The sequence below is a fragment of the Polynucleobacter campilacus genome, from assembly GCF_002206625.1.
Lineage (GTDB): Bacteria > Pseudomonadota > Gammaproteobacteria > Burkholderiales > Burkholderiaceae > Polynucleobacter > Polynucleobacter campilacus.
In genome coordinates this window covers 154,584-176,675 of record NZ_NGUP01000001.1, presented here as the reverse complement: position 1 = coordinate 176,675, position 22,092 = coordinate 154,584, and the positions used below count along the sequence as shown (strand labels likewise).

Genomic DNA, 22,092 nt, shown 5'->3' with positions numbered 1-22,092 from the left:
TCACCACTATAACTTCGAATATGAACGATAAAACGAACTTAGGTAGCAACCCAGCGCCAGCCACTGAAGTAGTCGATGAGAACCATATCATTGCAGAGCGCCGTGAAAAACTCGCCAAGCTCCGTGAAGGTGGAGTTGCCTTCCCAAATGATTTTGTACCAACGCATTTAGCGGCTGATCTTCATACTCATTACGATAGTCTCACTAAAGAGGAGTTGGCTGCCAAGAAGGTTCACGTCAAAGTGGCTGGTCGTATGGTGCTTAAACGCGTGATGGGTAAAGCCAGTTTTGCCACTATTCAAGATCGCAGTGGTCAGATTCAGTTTTATATTAGTGATGAACTCAGCGGTGCCGATACCCACGGCGCCTTTAAACATTGGGATATGGGTGACTTTATCTCTGCTGAAGGCAATCTTTTCAAGACTAATAAGGGCGAGCTCTCGGTTGAGTCTAGCAATCTGCGTTTACTGAGTAAGTCATTGCGCCCATTACCTGATAAGTTCCATGGCCTCTCAGATCTGGAAACTAAATATCGTCAGCGCTATGTAGATTTGATTGTAAACCCAGAAAGTCGCAATACCTTCAAAGCGCGTAGCAATGCGATTGCGTCTCTTCGTCGCCATATGCTTGATGCAGACTTTATGGAAGTAGAAACGCCGATGCTTCACCCGATTCCTGGTGGCGCCACAGCCAAACCCTTTATTACCCACCACAATGCTTTAGATATGCAGATGTTCTTGCGTATTGCACCTGAGCTTTATCTCAAGCGCTTGGTAGTGGGTGGTTTTGAACGCGTTTTTGAAATCAATCGTAACTTCCGCAACGAAGGCGTGAGCCCACGTCATAACCCTGAATTTACGATGATGGAGTTCTATGCGGCTTATACCGACTACCGTTGGCTAATGGATTTCACAGAAGGCTTGATTCGTGCAGCCGCAATGGATGCGCAAGGCACAGCAGTATTGACTCACCAAGGTCGTGAACTCGATTTAAGTAGGCCATTCCAACGCTTAACGATTACCGAAGCAATTCTGAAGTACGGGCCTCAGTCCAATAAGAGCTACCAAGCTGCTGAATTAGAAGATGCTGATTTCATTCGCGCTGAATTGAAAAAAGGCGGTGAAAATCCAGACTCTCCAACGCTGAAGAATGCTGGTATTGGTGCCCTCCAACTCGCCTTATTTGAATTGGTGGCCGAAGAACATCTCTGGGAGCCAACCTACATCATCGATTACCCAATCGAAGTAAGCCCCCTCGCTAGAGAATCCGATACTCGCCCAGGTGTTACTGAGCGCTTTGAACTCTTTATCACTGGCCGTGAAATTGCCAACGGCTTCTCAGAACTAAATGATGCTGAAGATCAAGCTAATCGCTTCCGCAAGCAAGTGGCCCAAAAAGAGGCCGGCGATGAGGAAGCGATGTACTTTGATCATGACTTTATCCGCGCCCTGGAATACGGTATGCCTCCAACAGGTGGTTGCGGTATTGGTATCGATCGCTTAGTCATGCTCCTCACTGATGCACCAAATATTCGAGATGTGATTTTGTTCCCTCACTTACGTCGCGAAGAAGAGTAACTAAAGAAAAGTCAGGAATACTTTAATCATCACATTGCTAAATCAAATCATTTTATTTACAAGCACCTATGGCCGCATACAACACTGAAACTGTTCTCACTGTTCATCATTGGAATGACACCCTTTTTAGCTTCACTACCACTCGCAATAAAGGCCTGCGATTTCGTAGTGGTCACTTCTTAATGATTGGCCTTGAAGTAGAAGGCAAGCCACTCGTGCGAGCCTATAGTGTTGCCAGCCCAAACTACGAAGAGCACCTCGAATTCTTAAGTATTAAGGTTCAAGATGGTCCACTCACATCCCGTTTGCAGAAAATTCAGGTTGGCGATCCCATCCTCGTGAGCGAGAAATCTGTTGGCACCTTAGTGATTGACGACTTAAATCCTGGCAAGCACCTTTACTTGTTCAGTACCGGTACTGGCTTGGCGCCATTTATGAGCATTATTCGTGACCCAGAGACTTACGATAAGTTTGAAAAGGTAGTGTTGATTCATGGTGTTCGTCTAGTCAGCGAACTTGCTTATGGTGAATACATCAAAAATGAACTCACTCAAGACGAATATATTGGTGAGATCATTCGTGAAAAGCTAATCTACTACCCAACGGTGACTCGTGAAGCATTTAAGCACACTGGCCGCCTGACTACTGCCATCGAATCTGGTCAGCTATTTAAAGATATTGGCTTGCCTCCATTAGATCCAGCAGTAGACCGAGCGATGATCTGTGGCAGTCCATCCATGCTTAAAGAAACTGCTGAGATGCTTGATGCCAAAGGCTTTAAGGTTTCACCAAGCCTTGGACAGTTGGGTGATTACGTCTTTGAAAGAGCATTTGTAGAAAAGTAATGAGCGTAAGACTCTTTAAATCATCAATGTCTTTTCAACTACTCAACGCTCGATAAGAGTAAATCCATCCCTATTAGGCATTTTTACCAAAGGTAGTGTCTTAGCATCCATCACCGCATCTTTTGGGATTATCTTATTAAGATACAAAATATAAGCAGTAGCAGCATAAACTTGATCATCTGTTAAAGACTGCGGCGCTTGATGTGGCATCGCCCTTTTCACATAATCAAAAATAGTAGTTGAGTAAGGCCAAAAACTGCCCACGGTCTTTACGGGCGAATTTGTATTCAATGAGCCACCACCCACAAGACGATTTGCTACTCCGCCTTGCCCCTGGTCTCCATGACAGGATGCGCACTGTTTCTGATATAACTTTTCTCCAATAGTTGCGGTACTTGAGCCGGGTGGTAAGCCTGCTCCACTTGGACCAACGTCAATATTCCATGCCTGAATCTGATTTTCAGTAATCGGCTTGCCAAGGCCTATGGGGCTATGTGCTTGGTAACCACTAGTGCAGCCTAATGGCATGCCAATGGTAACTACAAGCAGAGCAATGTTGATATATCTATTAGCGTCCATTAGTCACCTCCCCATTAGCAGCAACACGCCATGGTTGAATGGCATTATTGTGATAGAAGGTATTTGCGCTCTTAGCCTTGATAACAGCATCCATCGTAGGCTGTACTTCACCACTTGAATCAACCGCCCTACTCATCAGCGTTGCTGGTGCTCCATCCCACATCCAAGGAAAACGAAATCGAACTAGGGATTTATCTATCACAGGCTCCTGCAACACGGCCTCACTCCATGACTTACCACCATCAGTCGAGACCTCAACGCGCCGAATCTTGCCATTACCGGACCAAGCGAAGCCTGAGATCTCATAAAAGCCTTTTGATTTGAGTTTCATCATCCCTGAGGGCTGCGTAATGACTGATTTCACCTCCATGGCAAAAGTAAATTGCAGCGCCTTCCCATCTGCCCTCAGATCGGTATAAGCAGAGGTCTCTTCACGAGTTTGCCATGGCTCAGTACCTAACTTAATTCTTCGTAACCACTTAATACTCATATTGCCTTCATAACCAGGCAAGAATAGGCGCAGTGGATAGCCTTGTTCAGCACGCAACATCTCACCGTTTTGTGCGTATACCAATAAAGCATCGTCCATCATCTTACTCATGGGAATACTCCGCGTCATCGCCGCGCCATCAGCACCCTCAGCCAAAGCCCATTTAGCAGAAGGCTGTACACCACACTCTTGCAAAATTGTAGATAAGCGCACGCCAGTCCACTCACAACAGGATAGTAATCCATGAATTTGCTGAACCGTTTGATTGCTCGCCTTCTTAAGTTCAGCAGCGCTATTGCCAGAGCACTCTAAGAAATTAATTCGGGATTCCGATGGAAAGCGAACAATATCTTCCATACTAAAGACCATTGGGCGATCCACTAAACCATGGATCACCAATTTATGTAGGTCAGGATTAATATCAGGCACTCCTGCATGATGTCGTTCGAAAACTAAACCATTAGGGGTAATAATTCCATGCAAGCTTTGCAAGGGTGTTCTTGAACCCGTTAAGAATGTTGGCGCTGGAGAGGGAAGTAATCGAACAACATTCTTTTCATACTTCGATGGCAAGCCATAAGGTGGATTTACGAAGGTTGATCCCTGAGTTTTTGTCCAAGGATCAACCTCTAAAAAACCATCGCCCTGATTTTTAGCAAAGGCAGAATTAGCACTTATTACGCCATTTATACTCGCCCCCGCAACAAGCGATGACTTTAAAAAAAGACGGCGATTAGAAAGTTTATCCCTCTTAGACATAAATACATTGCCTCCGTTATATGCGTTACTCAGCTTATCGTTTTTTTAAAGCATACTGCTAAACTATAAAAGTTGATATTCTGTTAACCCTAGGTGCCATACATAATGAAAATGAGCCCCAGAATAGCAATAAAGAGGGTTTCAACAACTAACATAAATACCGGCTGCCAACCTAGCTTTGCTAGTTCTTGAAAATTGGTTTTCAATCCTGCAGCTGCAATTGCAATCACCAACATCCAACGGGATATTCCACCAATTTGATGTGTGATTGAAGTGGGTAAAATTTCCATTGAAGCCACAATAGAAAGCGCAACAAAGCCCAATAAAAATGTTGGGATCAAGCGCAAGCTACCCCACCCTAATTGATTAGTCGCTCTTTGCGCATCAAAGAAAATAGAGATCACTAAAACTACGGGTAGGAGTAGCGCTACGCGAAATAACTTCACCACAGTTGCAACATCGCCTGCCTCGGAACCAAACAGCATTCCTGCGGCAACCACTTGAGCAACATCATGAATAGTGGCACCTATAAAAATACCGGCTGAAAGATCGCCAATATTGAGCATTTGCAAAGCAAAAGGATATGTCACCATTGCAATGGTCGATAGTACGGTCACGCCAACAACGACTAATAAGGTAAATTGCTCGTTCTCTTTTGACTTAGGTAATACAGAGGCAACTGCAAGTGCAGCAGAAGCGCCACAAATGCCAACAGATCCACCGGCTATCAAGCCAAAATCGGGAGATATCCTCAAAAACTTGGCGAGCAGTAACCCTAAGATAACGGTGGCTGCAACGGCAACTATGACCATGAAGCCAGTATTAATACCAATCGCACTAATATCAGCAAAAGTAATCCGAATTCCTAAAAAAGCAACGCCTAAACGAAGAATCGTTTTTGCACAGAAGTCTATTCCTGGCTTGACAGCATCATTCAGATAGAGAAAGTGTAGTGATAAGCCTAGTAACAAAGCATATAAGAGCTGTGGTCCACCATAATTTTCCGAAAGAAAACTGGTAGACATGGCGATGATCAAACAAACCATTAAACCTGGTAAGTTCTGCTTAGCAGTCGTGAGCATAAATTCTTAGACCACTAACTCACTAAAGTATTCATGTTGATTGGTGTTAAGTGTAGAAACTCGCCATTCCAATGGCTCATCTTGAATACCAAGAGCTACCCTTCTGATAACCAAAACTGGTGAATCTGGCTTCAAATCTAACCATTCTGAGTATTGCTTGCCAGCCAGACCAGCACGTAATCGTTCGCTACTGCGAACTACTGTCTGACCGTACTTCATTTGATATAGCTGATAGATACTGCCCTCGCGATTAATAAAATCTACACGAGTTAAATTCTTAAACCGCTTCTTATCCAAAGTGATGTGGTCAATCATGACGCATTTGTCATCTAAATAAAGGCAATTAACTAGGCGCCATACTGATGCGCCCTCTTTAATTTGCAGTTTGCTGGCTTCTTCCCTATTTGCAAGAGCTGAAGTTAAGGAAACTAACTCGACTCGTGGATTTATTTTTTTATCAGCGTCGTGTTTTACAACGTGAAAAAAGTAATACAGCAATCGTTTAAGATCATGCTCAGCAACATAGGTTCCCCTGCCCTGACGACGAACGACAATACCTTCCGCAACCAACTCGTCCACCGCCTTACGCAGGGTTCCTATAGAAACATCTAACTCTTTTGATAAATCCTTTTCGGCAGGCAACGCCTGCCCCATTGGATAACGGCCCCTGACCAGATCATCGGTGATCTTTTGCTTTACTTCTTCATAAGCGGTCAGGGATCTCATACTTTAAAAATTACGCTGATTCGTATAAACGAGTTAATACGAATTCACGGTGACCGAGAATCTCAGAAGCCGTTAATTCGCCGTCAGCAGTGCGTAAGAGGCACTCCAACAACTTATCACCAGCCTGGTCCATATTCTCTTCACGACGCAATAATCCTGATACATCAACGTCAATATGCTCACCCATAGTACGTACTGTTTTTGGGTTTGCACAAATCTTGATCACTGGAAGAATCGCATTACCAATCACGTTACCTTGGCCTGTTGGGAAGAAGTGTGCTGCAAATCCTGCAGCGGCACATAAGGTCACCATCTCAGCAGCAGCTGAGGAAGAGTCCATAAAGTGCAAGCCTGGGATTTTAGGCTCTTCACCTTTATCCAAAACGCTATCCACGATACATTTCTTACCAATTTTCTGAATATTGCCCAGAGCTTTTTCTTCAATCGTGGTCAAACCACCAGCAATATTGCCTTTGGTTGGTTGAGAGTCAGATAAGTCGCTAGTCTTATGGCGTTCGATAACGTCTTGATAACGATCGAACATTTCACGGAACTTCTTTTTTACCTCTGGTGTGCGGCAACGTGCTTCTACCAAATGTTCACCACCAGTTAACTCGGTAGTTTCGCCAAATACCAAGGTAGAGCCAATCCCATAGAGCTTATCAAAAGCATCGCCTACTGTTGGGTTTGCGCCGCAGCCAGAAGTTGTATCAGACTCACCGCACTTTGTAGATACCCATAGCTCAGATAACGGTGCTTTAACTCGCTTTTGCTTAGAGGCATGCTTCATCATTTGATACGCAGCTTTGCTAGCAGAGGCAATTGTAGCGGTATCCCCATTACCCTCGATCCAGAAACCTTCTGCTGGCTTACCAGAAGCTTTGATTCCATCAACCACAATTTTTGTCCACTGCGGCTCAATACCAATCACCACTACAGCAGCTACGTTTGGATTAGTGCCAGTGCCAATCAAAGTGCGGAAGTGCAGATCTAGGTCGGCACCAAACTGCAAGCGGCCATAAGAGTGAGGGATAGCCTGAGTTCCTTTGATGTTATTTGCTACAGCTTCGCAAGCTGCGTTTGATAAATCATCTAAAGGCAAAATTAATACGTGATTACGAATTCCCATGCGGCCATTTTCACGGCGGTAACCCATGAAGCTCGCGTCTTTCAAATTAATCATCTTGTTTTCTTTCTAAATGAATAGGTGAATAAAAGCCTGGATTACCAGCGCTTCGTTTTTACGTTTTGAACATGGAGGTGCTCGCCTTTTTTGATGGGAGCTACAACCTTGCCGATGTCTACGCCATACTTCATCACCGTATCGCCTGACTTAAAATCATTTAATGAAATTTTGTGGCCAATGGGAATATCACTCTCGGATTTCATATTGAGCGTTAAATCTCCATCCATTACCCAACCAATCAAATCATCTCCAGCTTTTACGCCTTCAACTACTACCACGCCTACGCCATCTCCTGGCTCATGCACGACAAAATGGATCATTACCTTCTCCTCTTCAATCTTGTTGAACTACTAAACATCCCATGACTGGCGAATACCAGCCTGAATCTCTTCTACAACCACATCAGAAACGTTGACACCTTCTTTAAAGCCTGATGCACGCTGTTTAAAACGTCTTTGCCCTGGAACACGGGTTCCAGAATCTAATGCCAGGGTCTTTAAGAGTGCTTGCATCTTATTTGCAAATACTTGGCTGCCTGCTAAACCTGAATCTATCGCCAATAAAAGCTGTCCGATACGGGGGCGATTACCTTTGGCATCGAAAAATGAGTCTGCTTCATAAGAGAAGCGACTTCCTGACAAACCGACAACGAGCAATTCAACAATCAGAGCAAGCAAAGCGCCCTTATCACCGCCGAGCGGAACCATTAATCCCTTGAGTCCCTCATTAGGATCAGTAGTGGGTTTACCATCAGCCGTTAAGGCCCAACCCTCTGGAATAGATTCGCCCTTCTTCGCCGCAACTAATAACTTACCACGGGCTACTGCTGACAGAGACATATCAATGACTAAAGGATCGCGGCTAGCAACTGGAAAGGCTGCAGCCAGAGGATTAGTACCAAAAATTGCTTTGCTACCGCCAACCATCGGCATAGCAGCGGGGGTGTTGCCAAACAATAATGAAATGTATCCGGCGCGTGCTGCTGCTTCAGTAAAGTGCCCCGCAACTCCAAAATGATGACTATTCGTCACTGCGACTAAACCCACTCCAGTCTTAGAGGCTAAATTGACAGATAGGTCTGTAGCAAAGCGCAGCGCTGGAAACGCAAGTCCATCACAAGCATCTACTAATGCAGCCGATGCTTTAAAAGGACGCACTTTGATTTTGGGGGCTAACTCGATGCGTCCATTTTTAGCATGTCCTGCATATTGCGATACTCGCGCTAATCCATGGGAGGCCAATCCATCAAGCTCAGCAAGCGCTAAAAATTGTGCTGTCTCATGAGCTGCCTTTTCACCAATACCGGCTGCACGTAAACCAGATGAGGCTAGCTCAAGCATCTGTTGATAGGATAAATTCACTTTATGCTCCAAAAAACCGATTAACTTCATCGGCAATCATTTGACTAACGCGCTCATTACTTTCATGAGTTACGCCTGCTACATGCGGAGTCAGAATGAGATTCTCTATGCCTGAAAAGTGACTCAAATCTTTTGCTGGCTCACTCTCAAACACATCTATTGCTGCCCCACCCAAACGCCCAGAGCGCAAATGCTCTGCAAGAGCCCTCTCATCAACGATGCCGCCGCGCGCAGTATTAATTAAGCAGGCACCATTTTTCATTTGACCCAAGGTAGCTGCATTAAATAGATTCTTTGTTTCAGGTAAAAATGGAAGATGTAAGGTAACCGCGTCACTTTTACCAAGTAAGTCACTCAATGAGAGTAATGGCACTGAAAATCCATCAAGTTCAATGGAGCCAGCAGGCAGCATTGGATCATATGCAAGACAGTGCAATCCAAATGCATTTGCTTTCTTAGCCACCACCCTTCCAATGCTACCAAAACCAATAATGCCAATGGTCTTACCTAAAAATTCATGATAAGTAGAAAAACGAGGGCGAGGCCACTCACCTTTAAGCGTTGAAACCGTCGCTGGAATAAATCCTCTCGTTAATGCAACTGCAGCACCCACAACATACTCAGCAACAGACTCGGCATTTGCACCAGTTGCCGGAATGACCTTGATGTTTCTTTTAGCGCAGGCAGGCAATTCAATATTTTCAAGCCCAACACCCAGCCGACCAACTACCTTTAAGTTTGGGGCGCCTGCCAGGATCTCCTCATTTACTTGAGTCAGATTACGAACAATTAGCCCCTCAATATTTTGCAACGCAGCAATCAAAGCTGGGCGATCTTTATAAAGCTCGGACTCATAAACCACTACATGCTTAGAGCGCAGGGTTTCTAAGGCTTGACTTGTAATGAACTCGGAGATCAAAATAGATGACATATCTATATCATATAGATGAATTTGATATCCTGCAAGATTCAAAACATGGTGCACTGCAATTTCGAAAAACATGAGGCTAAGTAGCGATAAAGCAGATACCAACTTGATATACGCTTATAACCATTTTATAAAAACTGGTTATATTTTTAAATGAAATTAGAGATAAGATACAAAATCGAATTACCACTGGAGAACAAAAGAATGCTTAAGCAATTCATTGGAAGTATCGGCAAACAATTTGTATTGATCACAGGGGCATTGCTTTTGATTGCATCGCCACTAACCTACGCGCAAAATTGGCCAACTAAACCTATTAAGCTCATCATTCCATTTGCTGCAGGTGGTACTACAGATATTTTGGGCCGCCTATTAGCGCAACAGCTCACAAAAGATCTTGGACAAAATGTTATCGTCGAAAATAAACCAGGCGCAGGAGGCAATATTGCCGCTGAGTTTGTAGCGCAATCTGCGGCGGATGGCTATACCATCATGCTCGCCTCTGGAAGCATGCTCACTGTCAACCCAAATCTTTATAAGAAATTACCAGTCAATTACGCCAAAGACTTTGTTTATATTACTAATGTGGCGAGTGGTCCAATGCTGGTCTCAGTGAGCACTAAGTTACCAGTCAAAACCTTGGGTGAATTTATTGCTTATGCCAAGACTAAAGATCTTAATTTTGGTTCTGCAGGCATTGGTAGCCAAGTACATATGGCAGCTGAGAACTTTACCTATTCAGCAAATATCCCCGCTACCCATGTGCCGTATAAGGGTGAATCAGCAGCGATCAATGATTTAGTAGCCGGTCAAATCGACTTCATGGTAGGCAATCTCACTGCGGCAACCGGGTTTGCCAAAAATGGGCAAATAAAGCCTTTAGCCGTAACGAGCTTAAAACGTTCAAAACAATTGCCTGATGTACCCACCGTTGCTGAAGCTGGTATTCCTGGATTTGAATCGACTGGTTGGTTTGGGCTTGTTGCTCCAGCCAATACCCCAAAGACAATTACCGAAAAGATTTACGATGCCACTGTTAAGGCCGTGAATTCAGAAGCATTACGCGCTAGCCTTGATTTAAATGGCTTAACTGCAGTGGTTAATAATCAGAAAGAATTTGAAGCCCAAGTGAAAGCAGAATCAGTCGTTTGGGAGAAAGTGATTAAGGGCAGAAATATTAGTGCTCAATAAATAAAAACGCCACTTCTGATGAGTGGCGTTTTTTCATACATCTATGTCACCATCTTGTCAGGAATTTGTAAAAAATAATGAATGCAAAAAATAAAAATGGGGCTCATGCCTTGATAGAGGCATTTGAATTTGCAGGTATCAATAAAATTTTTACCCTTTCTGGCAATCACATCATGCCTGTATATGACGCTATTTTTGATTCAAAAATAGACCTCATCCATACGCGACATGAAGCGGCAGCAGTTCACATGGCAGACTCCTGGGCTAGATTAACAGGAGAGGTTGGAATTGCAATGGTAACGGGTGGCCCTGGTCATGCAAATGCCATTTCAGCACTTTATACCGCCGCGATGGCTGAATCGCCCGTGGTCCTTATTTCAGGCCATGCACCGATTGGGCAGATCGGAAAAGGCGCCTTTCAAGAAATGGATCAGGCGGCTATTGCAGCCCCCTTAACAAAAGCTTCGTGGGTCTGTCAAAAGACAGAAGAAGTGGCATTGGATATTGCAAAAGCAATTCGTATTGCCAAGTCTGGAAGACCTGGTCCCGTTCATCTCAGCCTACCAACTGATGTACTTGAATCTGCGCTCCCCATCAATGCAGTGATGCCAACTGCTTCATCCTTTAAAGCAGAGTCATCTTCAATTAATGCCGCCGACCTAGAAAAGCTCATCAAGCAATTGAAAAAATCAAGTAAGCCTCTCATATTGACAGGCCCATTGATGCAATCAAAAGAAGGTAAAGCTAAATTAAAGACACTTGAAAAAGCGACTGGCATTCCCGTTATTGGAATGGAAAGCCCTCGGGGCATTGGTGATCCGAGCTTAGGCGCTTTCGCCGAAATATTAAATCAAGCTGATTGCATACTACTACTTGGAAAAAAGATTGATTTCACTCTAAAGTTTGCCCAAAGTCCCGGAATCCAAAAGGACTGTCGGTTTCTACAAATTGATCCTGATATGGATGAAATTGAACGCGCCAAAAGAGCGGTTGGAGATCGCCTATTGCAAACTATTCAAGCAGATATTCCTGTTGCCATTGAGTCCATTATTAGTCTAAATAAAGATCAAGAGGTGGCAACAAGTGATTGGCAAAATATAGTTTGGGATGCAGTCGCATTTCGCCCTAAGGTGTGGAAAGAGCTTCCACCAAAAATGGGAAATATTCACCCCATTCAAGCCCTCGCTCCACTGCAAGAAATTCTAGACAGTCATCCTGATTCAGTTCTCATTAGCGACGGCGGTGAAATTGGTCAGTGGGCCCAAGCCTGTCTGCAAGCACCTAACAGAGTAATCAATGGCGTAGCTGGATCTATTGGAGCTGGCTTACCCTTCGTAATCGCAGCGAGAGTTGCCAAACCAAATTCGCTAATTATTGCAGTGATGGGTGATGGTACATTCGGCTTTCATAGTGCTGAAATTGATACTGCCGTCCGTTATAAGCTCCCATTTTTACTGGTGGTTGGTAATGATGCTCGGTGGAATGCTGAGTATCAAATTCAAGTTCGCGAGTATGGTCAAGACAGAACTATTGGTTGTGAGCTACTGCCATCTCATTATGAAAGAGTATGTACTGCATTTGGCGGGCATGGAGAATTTGTTAATGACTCAAATGAAGTTCTGCCGGCTGCTAAACGTGCGATCACTAGCAACCTGCCTTCATGTATCAATGTCTTGATAGATGGGCTTGCAGCACCAAACATCAAACGATCGTAACTTGGGCAAGCTAATCTAGTACTTGACGTATTAGTAGCATCGTTCCAGAAAAAATCAAGATAGACCCATAAGCAACTCTCATAGCAACATTGCTCAACTTAGCATGAACATGGGTTCCCAACCAAATCCCTACAAAGGTTGCCGGCATGAGGCAGATTGCTAAGCCAATCACCGGCCAACTCAGAATCAAACCCGTAACCAGCATTAAAGTCAGGCGCAAAAAGGTGAGCATAAATATCGCAAATGCCATCGTGGCGCGCAATGCCCTTGAGTCATTGATGCGCAAACCCAGATAGGATGCATAGATCGGCCCACCAGTAGCAAACAATGCGGTAAAGGTGCCTCCAAAAAAGCCAAATGGTGCAGCCCACCACTTATTGATAGGATCTTGCATTTCAGAGTTCCTCTGCCAGAGCACGCGAGCGCCATTTAGAGCAGCAAAGCAACCCAACGTAATCAGGAGTGGCTCACTTGGCGCATTAACTAGTAGAAAAATTCCTAAAACCATCCCAATCAGCGTAAAGGGAAAGAGCCATTTAAGCTCTTTGAAATTAGCATCTTGAGAAGATTTCCTTCCGAGGTATAAAGAGGCGCATATATCAATTATCACCATCATTGGAACTGCTGATTTCAATGGGTACATCTGCACCAGCAGGGGAACCGCAATGATTGATGATCCGAATCCTGATATGCCAAAAATGAAATAGGCGCCAAAAATAATTAAGGACGCTAACCCAAAATGGATTGGGTCAATGAGATCAAAAATAATTAAGCCTCAACCAAGATTGTTTGTCCAGGCTTGATCATCGTAAATTGCACTGGGCGATTTTCAATCATCAGCTCTTGGTTAATAAAGTGAACAGCCGTGTAATAGGAGTCTTCAAGCGATCCAGGCTCTGGGAAATCTTCACGGTAGTGAGCCCCTCTCGAATTCTCTCGAGCAATAGCCGCTTCTGTTACAGATTGACTAACTAGAATGAGGTTTTGTAAGTTCATCCAATCTTGCCAAGTATTGCTGTATTCCCGCTGAATATCGCCAACACCCATTTGAATTAATTGTGAAGCAAGCTGCTTCAAAGTTTGACGTGCGCGCAATAAACTTTCTTTAGTTCTTGAAATCCCAACGTCATCCCACATACACTCAGCCAGAGCATCCCGAATTAACTCAATATCGCCAGGCGCTTTTTGAAATGGTGCTTCATGCTCATAAACACTAGCCGCTACCTCATCCATATTGCATTCCTTGAACTGCTGGGTGGCAACCCAACGTGCCATCGACTCTCCTGCGATGCCCCCAAATACGGTTGAGTTGGCAACGCCATTGCCACCTAAGCGATTAGCGCCATGTACACCACCCGTATCTTCTCCAGCAGCAAATAGCCCTGGGAGATCAGTGCTGCAATCCTTCTTAAAGACCAGGCCGCCCATCATGTAGTGGGCAGTTGGTACAACTTCGACTAAATCCCTGGTTAAATCAAATCCACTATCAGCACAGCGCTCGACCATGCCCTTAAATAGTTTACGAACATTCTCGGGGCCTAAATGACTCATTTGAATATAAACACCGCCATTAGGAGTTGCACGGCCAGCACGGATTTCTGAATTAATTGATCTAGAAACAATATCCCTTGTGGCACGCTCATTGCGCGGATCATAGTTACCCATAAAGCGCTCTTGATTGCCATTGAGCAAATAACCACCAGCTCCACGCAAGCCTTCCTCAATGACTGTGCCGGTCATACGAGTGCCTGGGCCGGCTAAGAGTCCTGTAGGGTGAAATTGCACCATCTCCATATCGCGCAAAACGAGGCCAGCACGCAGAGCCATTGCTAAGCCATCACAACTCTTATCTCCCGAAGGGGTATGATATTTATACATTGTCGGGCCACCACCAGTGGCTAGCAAGACAGCTTTGGCACGCACCAATACAAATTGGCCAGTCTGCATATTGAGCATTAAGACGCCTGCAAGTGACTTTCCATCTTTGCTATGGATCAATTCAATAGCGCGATGCTCTTCAAGACGATTAATACCTCTGGCCCATACTTGCTCAGCTAGACGATTGATAATCTCGATGCCTGTTAAGTCACCTTTATGAACAGTCCGGTCAAATGTTTGGCCAGCAAATGCTTTTTGATGGACCGTACCATCAGGATTGCGATCAAAAAAGCATCCCAGCTCATTCTCCAACTCATGAATACGCTCAACTGCAGTGTTAACTAGCGTCCAAGCCAGATCTTGATCACAGAGCCATTTACCACCCTCAATCGTATCCATAAAATGGCGCTCAACCGAATCCCCCTCAGCCAAAGCCACGTTATAACCACCTTGAACCATGCGTGTGCAGCCAGACTTGCCTAACAAGCCTTTCACTGCGATCGTGATATGTAAGTTAGGATTTTCTTGATGCGCATGTAAGGCAGCAAAAAGGCCCGCTCCTCCGGAACCTAGAATCAAGATATCGGTGTTAATTGTTGGGATAGCGCTCATGAAGTAATTCCAAGGCTTTTTAATACGGCTTCTTTTTTAAGCGCCACATCACTCTTCACTTCCTGATAAATACTTCCTCCATGGCTATCCATGGCAACTAGTAATGGGCCAAAGTCTTTAATCTTGAAACGCCACAAAGACTCTGGGTTGAGATCATCCATATCAACATCTTCAATTTGCTCTATCCAAGTAGTCTCTAGAGCTGCAGTACCGCCAATAATCGCTAGATATACGCCACCTAGATCCTGAAACGCTTGTGCAGAACCTTCACGCATACCCCCTTTACCCACAATCATGCGCACGCCGTTTTGTGCCATCAAGGGATGCGTGAAACGCTCCATACGATCTGAAGTGGTGGTGCCAATACAAATAGGTTCGTAACCAGCAGGAAATTCTTTGCTGACTACAACTTTACGTACATTGGGCGCCGTATGGATTACTGCATGGCCATTTAAATCAAAATGCGTCTTACGACCATGATCAAACATCTGAATTTGCGTTGCATCGCGGATGCCAAACAAGGTGTTTTGCAAAGTCACAGTATCGTTAATGAGAAGCTTACGAATATCTTCTTCAGTAACCGGTGTTGCAAGGTTGTAATGAGCCATATTCGCTATCCTAGAATCCGTAGGTAACACCAGATGGCGTAAAGGTTGCACGTGCCCTGCGAGCCGAATGGCACTGCATATTGACAGCTACAGGATTTAAGGTGATATGTGTATGTGCCAGCTCTACGTGGACCGCAAATGCTGTTCCATCACCGCCAAGTCCTTGTGGACCAATTCCAAGCTGATTGACGGCTACACTGAGCTCCTTCTCTAACTTGGCACCCTCCTCATCGCTACATACACTACCCAACTCACGAGTCGCTGCACGCTTAGCCATAGCCACGCATTGATCAGACGTTCCGCCAACTCCAACACCAACGATCGTTGGTGGGCAAGTCTTGCCACCAGCAGAGACAACACTATCAATCACAAAAGCTTTAACGCCATTAATACCGTCTGCAGGAATCGCCATTTTTAAAAAAGAATTGTTTTCGGAGCCGCTTCCTTTGGGAACCATCTCAATTTCAACAGACTCTGCATCACCAAAGAAATCAATATGAATTGCCGGCATATCAATACCACACGAGGTGTGATTATTTTTACGGGTAATTGGATGTACTACTGAAGATCGAAGGGGGTACTCTCTGGTGGCGCGCTCGCACCCTTTGCGAATAGCAGCCTTTAATGCCATGCCATCAAATTGCACATTACTACCAATCTTCACGTTATAAATCGGTAGACCGGTATCTTGGCATAGGAGATTATCTTCACGCTCTGCTACCGAGATATTCGTAATCATGGTCTTCAATACCACTTGAGCACGCGAATCTGTCTCGGCTTTATTCAATCGATCTATACCCGCCTTAATGTCATCAGGCAACACTTTTAGGGCACGAATGTAGAGCTCTTTACAAGCTTCTTCGACTAAATTCATTGGTAATTGCATGTCAGCCTAATTAATTAGCAAAATATAAAAATAGGAGCCCGCAAACGATTGCGAACAAAATGGAGAGCTGTATCCAGCCCTTACGTAAGCCCTTCCATGGACCAAACTCGATCATGAGAAGACGAATGCCACCAGCCAAATGAACGGCCAGCAAAATCACTAAGGCCCACTCACCAAACTTAAATACCCATAAATCCGTTAGCGTGAGAGATTTCTGGAAACCTTCTGCACCTCTTAAAGATTGAGACAGCATCAGAAAATGTAAAGGAATAAAACACGCTAATAACAAGCCAGAAAAGCGGTGGCATGCATACGCAAAATAAGATAAGTGAGTTTTGGCGCGGTAATCTAATTTTGGTCTGGAACTCATATCTGACCACCTGTAAAAACACCAACAACAGCGGTAGTACCAAGAATCAAAATCAGTAGAGCAAGAATCCAAGCAATAGGTCTATCCAAGCCACTCTTTGGAAAGGTCTCTTGCAATATATTGGCTATGCCAATTGGAGCGTGGACAAAGCAAGCCAGAACAAAAATTTCATAAAAAATAGCAAACAGCACATTACCTTGGGTGCGCCCTAAGATTTCTTGGGCAGTAAGACCACCCCTGATGGCATAAAAAATAATCACCAAATGAATCGCGACACAAAGGCCAAGCACCATGGCACTGATCCTTTGCGCATACCAAAGCTTTGCCTGTAGCACTCCTTGGTTCATAACTTGCCCCACTTGCTACCTCTCACTGCAGCTCTAGCAACTAACTTTTTGAGCCCCGCGATACTTGCAGTAGGCGCAATAGACTTAGGGCAAGCTTCAGTACATGACCCTTGTGAATGGCAAGCGTGGCAACCTGCATCTCCCGCTACCGCAGTCATACGCTCTAACTGCTGAACATCTCTCACATCATTTGTTAGTGTCCAAGCACGATTGAGCGCTGCAGGTCCGAGATAGTTCGGTCTAGATTGAACAACTTCACATGAGGCATAGCAAACGCCGCAACCAATACATTCAATACCAGCGTCTGCTAATTGACGCTCCTCAGAATTTGGCTGTACTTTTGTAAAATCATCGTAACGTGTTTTGTCACCCTTAAAGAATCCAACAGCACCCTTCCACTTATTAAAAAATTCACGCATATCAGTAGCGAGATCTTTAATCACAGGCAAGTTATTGAGGGGGGCAATTTCTAAAGAATCCCCCTGAAGAATTTTAGAAACGTGAGTACGACAAGTCCAACGAGCGACTCCATTGACGGTCATTGCGCATGAACCACACATTCCGACACGACAGGCAAAGCGATAGCTTAAAGTGGGATCAAGCTTTCTCTGAATATAGGTAACCACATCCAGAACCGTTTGATTTGGGTTACGTGGTACCAAGTACTGAACGAACTCACCTTCTTGGGAGCCTCGCCATACTCTTACTTTGAGATCATTATTTGACATCTGCTCATTATATTGATAGATAGTAAAAAATAAATCGAATTAATTTTTCTTTGAGATAAAGAATTTATTTATAATTAGATCTATGTCCAGCATTAAAACCCTCAAAAACTTCTTGGCGATTACCCGCCACAAGAGCGTTGCAGCCGCCGCCCGGGAAATTGGTTTGACCGCGGCTGCGGCTGGCCAACAGTTGCAGCAATTGGAAAAAGAAATTGGTCTTGAACTCTTTGATAGGACTAAGCGCTCCCTGACTTTAAATGCTTATGGCAGATCCCTGATTGAGCCTATCCAGGAAATTGTGGCTCGCTATGAAGCCCTTCGCTCAAACTTTAAATCTAATCTCAGCGGCACAATTGTCTTGGGTGCTTTAGTTTCTACACTGATGGGTGCGTTTGGCAAGACCTTAAATGAAATCAAACATAACTATCCTGAGTTAGAAATCAAATTGATAGCTGGCTTATCCAGTAATTTCTTGGATCAACTGATTGAAGGCACTCTTGATGCGGCAATTGTGACTGAGTCACCTTATGCTCTTCCCCAAAGCCTCCAATGGACGGAGCTCTACAAGGAGCCCATGATTTTAATTTACCCAAATATGCCACCTGGCAAGAAAAAAGATCCAAAAAATCTCAGCCTAGATCCCCCATTCATTCGCTTTGAAAGAAATACTTGGACGGGTCATCTTGTTGATCAAGCTATCAAGTCCAATAAACTATCAATTCAAGATGGTATGGAATTAAATTCTGTAGAAGCAATTATTGAGCTAGTTAGACAAGGACTTGGATATTCTATCGTTCCACAGTTAGCCAATATTGCATGGTCCAACGATCGACAGCTCAGAATTCAAGAGCTCCCTGGAAAAACGATCTTCCGGAAAGTCGGATTGCTTGAGCGTAAAAAACACCTACGACAAAATGTCACTCAAGTTATCAAGCAACACTTTTTATCGGGTACAACGAAAAATTAAAGTCCTAAAGAAAAAGCCACCCCGAAGGATGGCTTAAAAGAGATTTTGGAGGTACTACTTAAAGAACAAACGACAAGTTGATATTAGTTGTCTCAAAATCTCATTTTTCTGCTGTTTGCATCTTTCAGGGCTCATTTGCATTATTTTGGTGCATTAATGATTCTCTTTGGCATGATTGATTGAATATTTAGGTATTTCAATCACCAAATCTTGTTTAGCAACAATCGCTTGGCAAGATAAACGGGATTGAGGATTCAATCCCCAGGCACGGTCCAACATATCTTCTTCATTCTCATCAGGTGTATTCAAGCTCTGGCCGCCCTCCTTCACAATGACGTGGCAAGTCGTGCAGGCACAGACCATATCGCAGGCATGCTCAATCGGAATGTCATTTTCTAGCAATGCCTCACAAACCGAAGTGCCTGGTGCCACTTCAATCACGGCGCCCTCTGGGCAATACTCACTATGAGGTAATACAACGATTTGCGTCATGATTCTTTTCTATTAGTTTTGTTTCTATTGTTTTATATCTCTGCAACATTCTTGCCAGACAATGCCTTCTGAATACTGGCGTTCATCCGCATTTGTGCAAACTCATCGCTTGCTTTGGCCGCATGATCTACAGCCTTACGCAACACTTCACTACTGGTTTCTTCATTCAAAATCTTTTGCAAAACTAGCATCTCTTGATCAATCGCAGCTTGCTCTTCTTTATTCAGCAGGGCACGATCACTAGCTAAGGCTGTTTGTACTGCGTCTAACAAACGCTGTGCATTCACTTGCTCCTCACGCAACGATCTCGCTAAGAGATCCTCTTTTGCAGAGGCAAAGCCATCTTGCAGCATGCGCGTAATCTCAGAATCTGTGAGGCCATAAGAAGGCTTAATATCAATTGAGGCTTGGACTCCAGAGCCCTGCTCCATGGCACTGACAGATAGCAAGCCATCAGCATCTACCTGAAAGGTCACCCGAATACGTGCGGCACCTGCAGCCATGCCTGGGATGCCACGTAACTCAAACTTACCCAGAGAGCGGCAATCTTGTGCAAGCTCGCGCTCACCTTGCACCACCTGAATTGCTAGCGCAGTCTGACCATCTTTAAAGGTTGTAAATTCTTGAGCCCTGGCTACTGGAATCGGAGTATTACGCGGAATAATCTTTTCGACTAAGCCGCCCATCATCTCAATACCCAGAGAGAGTGGAATAACATCTAATAGCAGCCATTCATCATCTTTACTTTGATTACCAGCCAATAAGTCAGCCTGCATGGCAGCGCCCAGCGCAACCACCTGATCTGGGTTTAAATTATTCAGCGGTTGAGTTCCAAACAACTCACCTACGGCACGCTGTACATTTGGCATGCGCGTAGAACCACCCACCATGACCACCCCTTTGACATCTTCAGCCTTCAATCCTGCATCTCGCAAAGCTTTTTTACAAGCCGTTAAGGTCTTGGCAACCAGGTTTTGAGTGATCTCGAAGAATTGCGCCTGACTAACACCGACATTGACGATGGTGCCATCTGCCAGAGTCTCATGAACGCGAGCCAATGGGTTGTGGCTCAGCAACTCTTTAGCATGTTTGCATGCCAACAATAGGGTTCGGTGATCATGAATTGATAAGGGCGCCAGTTTTGCCTGCTCAACCACCCAGCAATACAAGCGATGATCAAAGTCATCACCACCTAATGCAGAATCCCCACCAGTAGAAAGCACTTCAAATACGCCTCTACTCATTTTCAGAATAGAGATATCGAAGGTTCCACCCCCCAAGTCATAAACAGCGTAGACACCCTCGGAGGCGTTATCCAAGCCATAAGCAATCGCTGCAGCAGTAGGCTCGTTCAGAAGTCTAAGTACTTCAATGCCAGCTAACTTAGCTGCATCCTTAGTCGCTTGACGTTGTGCATCATCAAAATAAGCGGGCACAGTAATTACGGCACCAACAATGTCTTCCGCAACAGAGTCTTCAGCTAGCTGACGCAAACGCGCCAAAATCTCAGCAGATACTTCGATCGGACTCTTATCGCCTGCAACCGTTCTCAGCTTTAGCATTCCCGGTTGATCTACAAAGTCATATGGAGTGCTCTCAATATGATCAACGTCTTGCACGCTTCTACCCATAAATCGTTTCACAGAAACAATGGTGTTCTTTGGATCAATTACTAAGCTCTCTAGAGCTTCAAAGCCAGCTTGAGTTCTACCATTTGGTAGATAGCGCACAACGGATGGGAGTAGCTCTCTTCCCAGTGTATCTGGTAGTACCTTAGGTAGAGCATCTCGCACGATCGCAACAAGCGAATTGGTAGTGCCCAAATCGATACCAACAGCAATGCGGCGCTGATGGGGCGCCAAGGATTTACCAGGTTCGGAGATTTGTAATAAGGCCATAAGTTTTAAATTTTAATTCGGTTATAGGCTAGGCCAAGGCCACAATGGCATCATCAAGCTCGATAGCAAACTTATCAATAAAGAGCAATCCTCTGAGAAGTTCGGCAGCGCGTTGATAATTTTTAGCACTATCGATTGCTTGGGCTATCTCAGCCAGAGTATCTTGCTTGGAAACTGCGACCTCATCCATGAGTTTTTCTAAAGCAGGAAGATCATCGGCTTGCTCATCTAAACTCTCGCGCCATTCCATCTGCTTCATCAGAAATGCAGCTGGCATAGCAGTATTAGTTTCTAGCTTGGCATCTACACAGTGCAGCTGGCAAATATACAAACCGCGTTGTACGGGATTCTTAAGCGTTTGCAATGCGGTATTGGCCAATGTAGCCATTTGCATGGCAAGACGTTGTTCTGTATCGCTGCCACGTGCATGGCGATCAGGATGAACTTCTTTTTGAATTGCTAGATAAGCCTGTTCAAGGGCAGGCAAATCGATTGTGAATTGCTGATTTAGTCCAAAGAAGCGAAAGTAATCGTCAGACGCGGAAGGATTCGCCACAACCACACTCATCTTTTACGTTTGGATTTTGAAACTTAAACCCTTCGTTCAAACCCTCACGTACAAAGTCTAGCTCTGTTCCATCCAAATAAGCCAAGCTCTTTGGATCAATAAATACTTTCACGCCATTGGACTCAAATACTTGATCTTCAGCGGCTGGCTCATCTACATACTCCAATTGATAAGCTAAACCAGAGCAACCTGTCGTACGAACCCCTAAACGCAAACCACACCCCTTGCCGCGCTTTTCTAAATTGCGGTTAACGTGTGCAGCTGCTTTATCGGTTAGGGTGATTGCCATAGTTTTGTCT

Annotated in this window: 24 protein-coding genes; 5 read left to right on the top strand and 19 right to left on the bottom strand. The window is 44.6% G+C overall.

Translation table 11 applies throughout. From position 1 onward, the window contains the following. The first annotated feature begins 20 nt into the window (after positions 1-20). Together lysS and CBI31_RS00940 are read left to right on the top strand one after the other, a co-directional pair. The gene (gene lysS / locus CBI31_RS00945; protein ID WP_088524554.1) at positions 21-1,577 is read left to right on the top strand and encodes a lysine--tRNA ligase; all 1,557 of its coding nucleotides are present in this window, start codon (positions 21-23) and stop codon (positions 1,575-1,577) included. Positions 1,578-1,645: 68 nt separating this feature from the next. Next, complete coding sequence (locus tag CBI31_RS00940; protein WP_088524553.1) at positions 1,646-2,422, top strand: ferredoxin--NADP reductase; 777 nt, start codon at positions 1,646-1,648, stop codon at positions 2,420-2,422. Between the two features lie 42 nt (positions 2,423-2,464). Here the strand turns inward: CBI31_RS00940 and CBI31_RS00935 are convergent, their stop codons facing one another. From CBI31_RS00935 to CBI31_RS00900, 8 genes are all read right to left on the bottom strand, one after another. Next, complete coding sequence (locus CBI31_RS00935) at positions 2,465-3,001, bottom strand: c-type cytochrome (protein ID WP_240553622.1); 537 nt, start codon at positions 2,999-3,001, stop codon at positions 2,465-2,467. Continuing rightward, positions 2,991-4,250, bottom strand: coding sequence for a sulfite dehydrogenase (gene soxC / locus CBI31_RS00930; protein ID WP_088524552.1), 1,260 nt, complete (start codon positions 4,248-4,250; stop codon positions 2,991-2,993). The genes CBI31_RS00935 and soxC overlap by 11 nt, the downstream gene beginning before the upstream one ends. 89 nt (positions 4,251-4,339) lie before the next feature. Continuing rightward, on the bottom strand, positions 4,340-5,332 hold the full coding sequence (locus tag CBI31_RS00925; RefSeq protein ID WP_088524551.1) for a YeiH family protein: 993 nt from the start codon (positions 5,330-5,332) through the stop codon (positions 4,340-4,342). A 6-nt stretch (positions 5,333-5,338) separates the two neighbouring features. Continuing rightward, positions 5,339-6,058, bottom strand: a complete 720-nt coding sequence (locus tag CBI31_RS00920; RefSeq protein ID WP_088524550.1) for a GntR family transcriptional regulator — start codon at positions 6,056-6,058, stop codon at positions 5,339-5,341. Positions 6,059-6,068: 10 nt separating this feature from the next. Then, positions 6,069-7,241 carry a UxaA family hydrolase gene (locus tag CBI31_RS00915; RefSeq protein WP_088524549.1) on the bottom strand — a complete coding sequence of 391 codons (1,173 nt, stop codon included), beginning with the start codon at positions 7,239-7,241 and terminating at the stop codon, positions 6,069-6,071. A gap of 41 nt (positions 7,242-7,282) precedes the next feature. Further along, complete coding sequence (locus tag CBI31_RS00910) at positions 7,283-7,564, bottom strand: flagellar biosynthesis protein FlgA (protein ID WP_088524548.1); 282 nt, start codon at positions 7,562-7,564, stop codon at positions 7,283-7,285. A 30-nt stretch (positions 7,565-7,594) separates the two neighbouring features. Then, positions 7,595-8,605 carry an Ldh family oxidoreductase gene (locus CBI31_RS00905; RefSeq protein ID WP_088524927.1) on the bottom strand — a complete coding sequence of 337 codons (1,011 nt, stop codon included), beginning with the start codon at positions 8,603-8,605 and terminating at the stop codon, positions 7,595-7,597. A gap of 1 nt (position 8,606) precedes the next feature. After that, entirely contained in the window at positions 8,607-9,536 is a 930-nt protein-coding gene (locus tag CBI31_RS00900; RefSeq protein WP_088524926.1) for a hydroxyacid dehydrogenase, read from the bottom strand. A gap of 201 nt (positions 9,537-9,737) precedes the next feature. Between CBI31_RS00900 and CBI31_RS00895 the strand changes: the two genes are divergently transcribed. Then, positions 9,738-10,724 (top strand): Bug family tripartite tricarboxylate transporter substrate binding protein, encoded by a 987-nt coding sequence (locus CBI31_RS00895; protein ID WP_088524547.1) that lies wholly within the window; start codon positions 9,738-9,740, stop codon positions 10,722-10,724. A 77-nt stretch (positions 10,725-10,801) separates the two neighbouring features. Then, on the top strand, positions 10,802-12,439 hold the full coding sequence (locus tag CBI31_RS00890; protein WP_088524546.1) for a thiamine pyrophosphate-binding protein: 1,638 nt from the start codon (positions 10,802-10,804) through the stop codon (positions 12,437-12,439). Positions 12,440-12,449: 10 nt separating this feature from the next. Here the strand turns inward: CBI31_RS00890 and CBI31_RS00885 are convergent, their stop codons facing one another. From CBI31_RS00885 to CBI31_RS00855, 7 genes are read right to left on the bottom strand one after another with little or no spacing between them, the layout of a single operon-like run. Next, the gene (locus CBI31_RS00885) at positions 12,450-13,157 is read right to left on the bottom strand and encodes a sulfite exporter TauE/SafE family protein (RefSeq protein ID WP_276207120.1); all 708 of its coding nucleotides are present in this window, start codon (positions 13,155-13,157) and stop codon (positions 12,450-12,452) included. Between the two features lie 50 nt (positions 13,158-13,207). Then, entirely contained in the window at positions 13,208-14,929 is a 1,722-nt protein-coding gene (locus CBI31_RS00880; protein ID WP_088524544.1) for an L-aspartate oxidase, read from the bottom strand. After that, the gene (locus CBI31_RS00875) at positions 14,926-15,537 is read right to left on the bottom strand and encodes a fumarate hydratase C-terminal domain-containing protein (protein ID WP_088524543.1); all 612 of its coding nucleotides are present in this window, start codon (positions 15,535-15,537) and stop codon (positions 14,926-14,928) included. Before CBI31_RS00875 ends, CBI31_RS00880 begins: the two co-directional genes overlap by 4 nt. Positions 15,538-15,547: 10 nt before the next feature. Next, positions 15,548-16,423 (bottom strand): fumarate hydratase, encoded by an 876-nt coding sequence (locus CBI31_RS00870; RefSeq protein ID WP_088524542.1) that lies wholly within the window; start codon positions 16,421-16,423, stop codon positions 15,548-15,550. A 10-nt stretch (positions 16,424-16,433) separates the two neighbouring features. Beyond that, positions 16,434-16,793, bottom strand: a complete 360-nt coding sequence (sdhC, locus tag CBI31_RS00865; protein ID WP_088524541.1) for a succinate dehydrogenase, cytochrome b556 subunit — start codon at positions 16,791-16,793, stop codon at positions 16,434-16,436. Then, complete coding sequence (locus CBI31_RS00860; protein ID WP_088524540.1) at positions 16,790-17,140, bottom strand: succinate dehydrogenase; 351 nt, start codon at positions 17,138-17,140, stop codon at positions 16,790-16,792. Before CBI31_RS00860 ends, sdhC begins: the two co-directional genes overlap by 4 nt. Continuing rightward, the gene (locus CBI31_RS00855) at positions 17,137-17,868 is read right to left on the bottom strand and encodes a succinate dehydrogenase/fumarate reductase iron-sulfur subunit (protein ID WP_088524539.1); all 732 of its coding nucleotides are present in this window, start codon (positions 17,866-17,868) and stop codon (positions 17,137-17,139) included. The genes CBI31_RS00860 and CBI31_RS00855 overlap by 4 nt, the downstream gene beginning before the upstream one ends. An 82-nt stretch (positions 17,869-17,950) precedes the next feature. Between CBI31_RS00855 and CBI31_RS00850 the strand changes: the two genes are divergently transcribed. After that, the gene (locus CBI31_RS00850) at positions 17,951-18,835 is read left to right on the top strand and encodes a LysR substrate-binding domain-containing protein (protein WP_088524538.1); all 885 of its coding nucleotides are present in this window, start codon (positions 17,951-17,953) and stop codon (positions 18,833-18,835) included. Positions 18,836-18,988: 153 nt separating this feature from the next. Here the strand turns inward: CBI31_RS00850 and fdx are convergent, their stop codons facing one another. From fdx to iscA, 4 genes are read right to left on the bottom strand one after another with little or no spacing between them, the layout of a single operon-like run. Next, on the bottom strand, positions 18,989-19,327 hold the full coding sequence (gene fdx, locus CBI31_RS00845; RefSeq protein WP_088524537.1) for an ISC system 2Fe-2S type ferredoxin: 339 nt from the start codon (positions 19,325-19,327) through the stop codon (positions 18,989-18,991). Positions 19,328-19,359: 32 nt separating this feature from the next. Further along, positions 19,360-21,225, bottom strand: a complete 1,866-nt coding sequence (hscA, locus tag CBI31_RS00840) for a Fe-S protein assembly chaperone HscA (protein ID WP_088524536.1) — start codon at positions 21,223-21,225, stop codon at positions 19,360-19,362. Between the two features lie 28 nt (positions 21,226-21,253). Next, positions 21,254-21,781, bottom strand: a complete 528-nt coding sequence (hscB, locus tag CBI31_RS00835; RefSeq protein WP_338047321.1) for a Fe-S protein assembly co-chaperone HscB — start codon at positions 21,779-21,781, stop codon at positions 21,254-21,256. Further along, positions 21,759-22,082, bottom strand: a complete 324-nt coding sequence (gene iscA / locus CBI31_RS00830) for an iron-sulfur cluster assembly protein IscA (RefSeq protein WP_072583082.1) — start codon at positions 22,080-22,082, stop codon at positions 21,759-21,761. Before iscA ends, hscB begins: the two co-directional genes overlap by 23 nt. Positions 22,083-22,092: the final 10 nt, after the last annotated feature.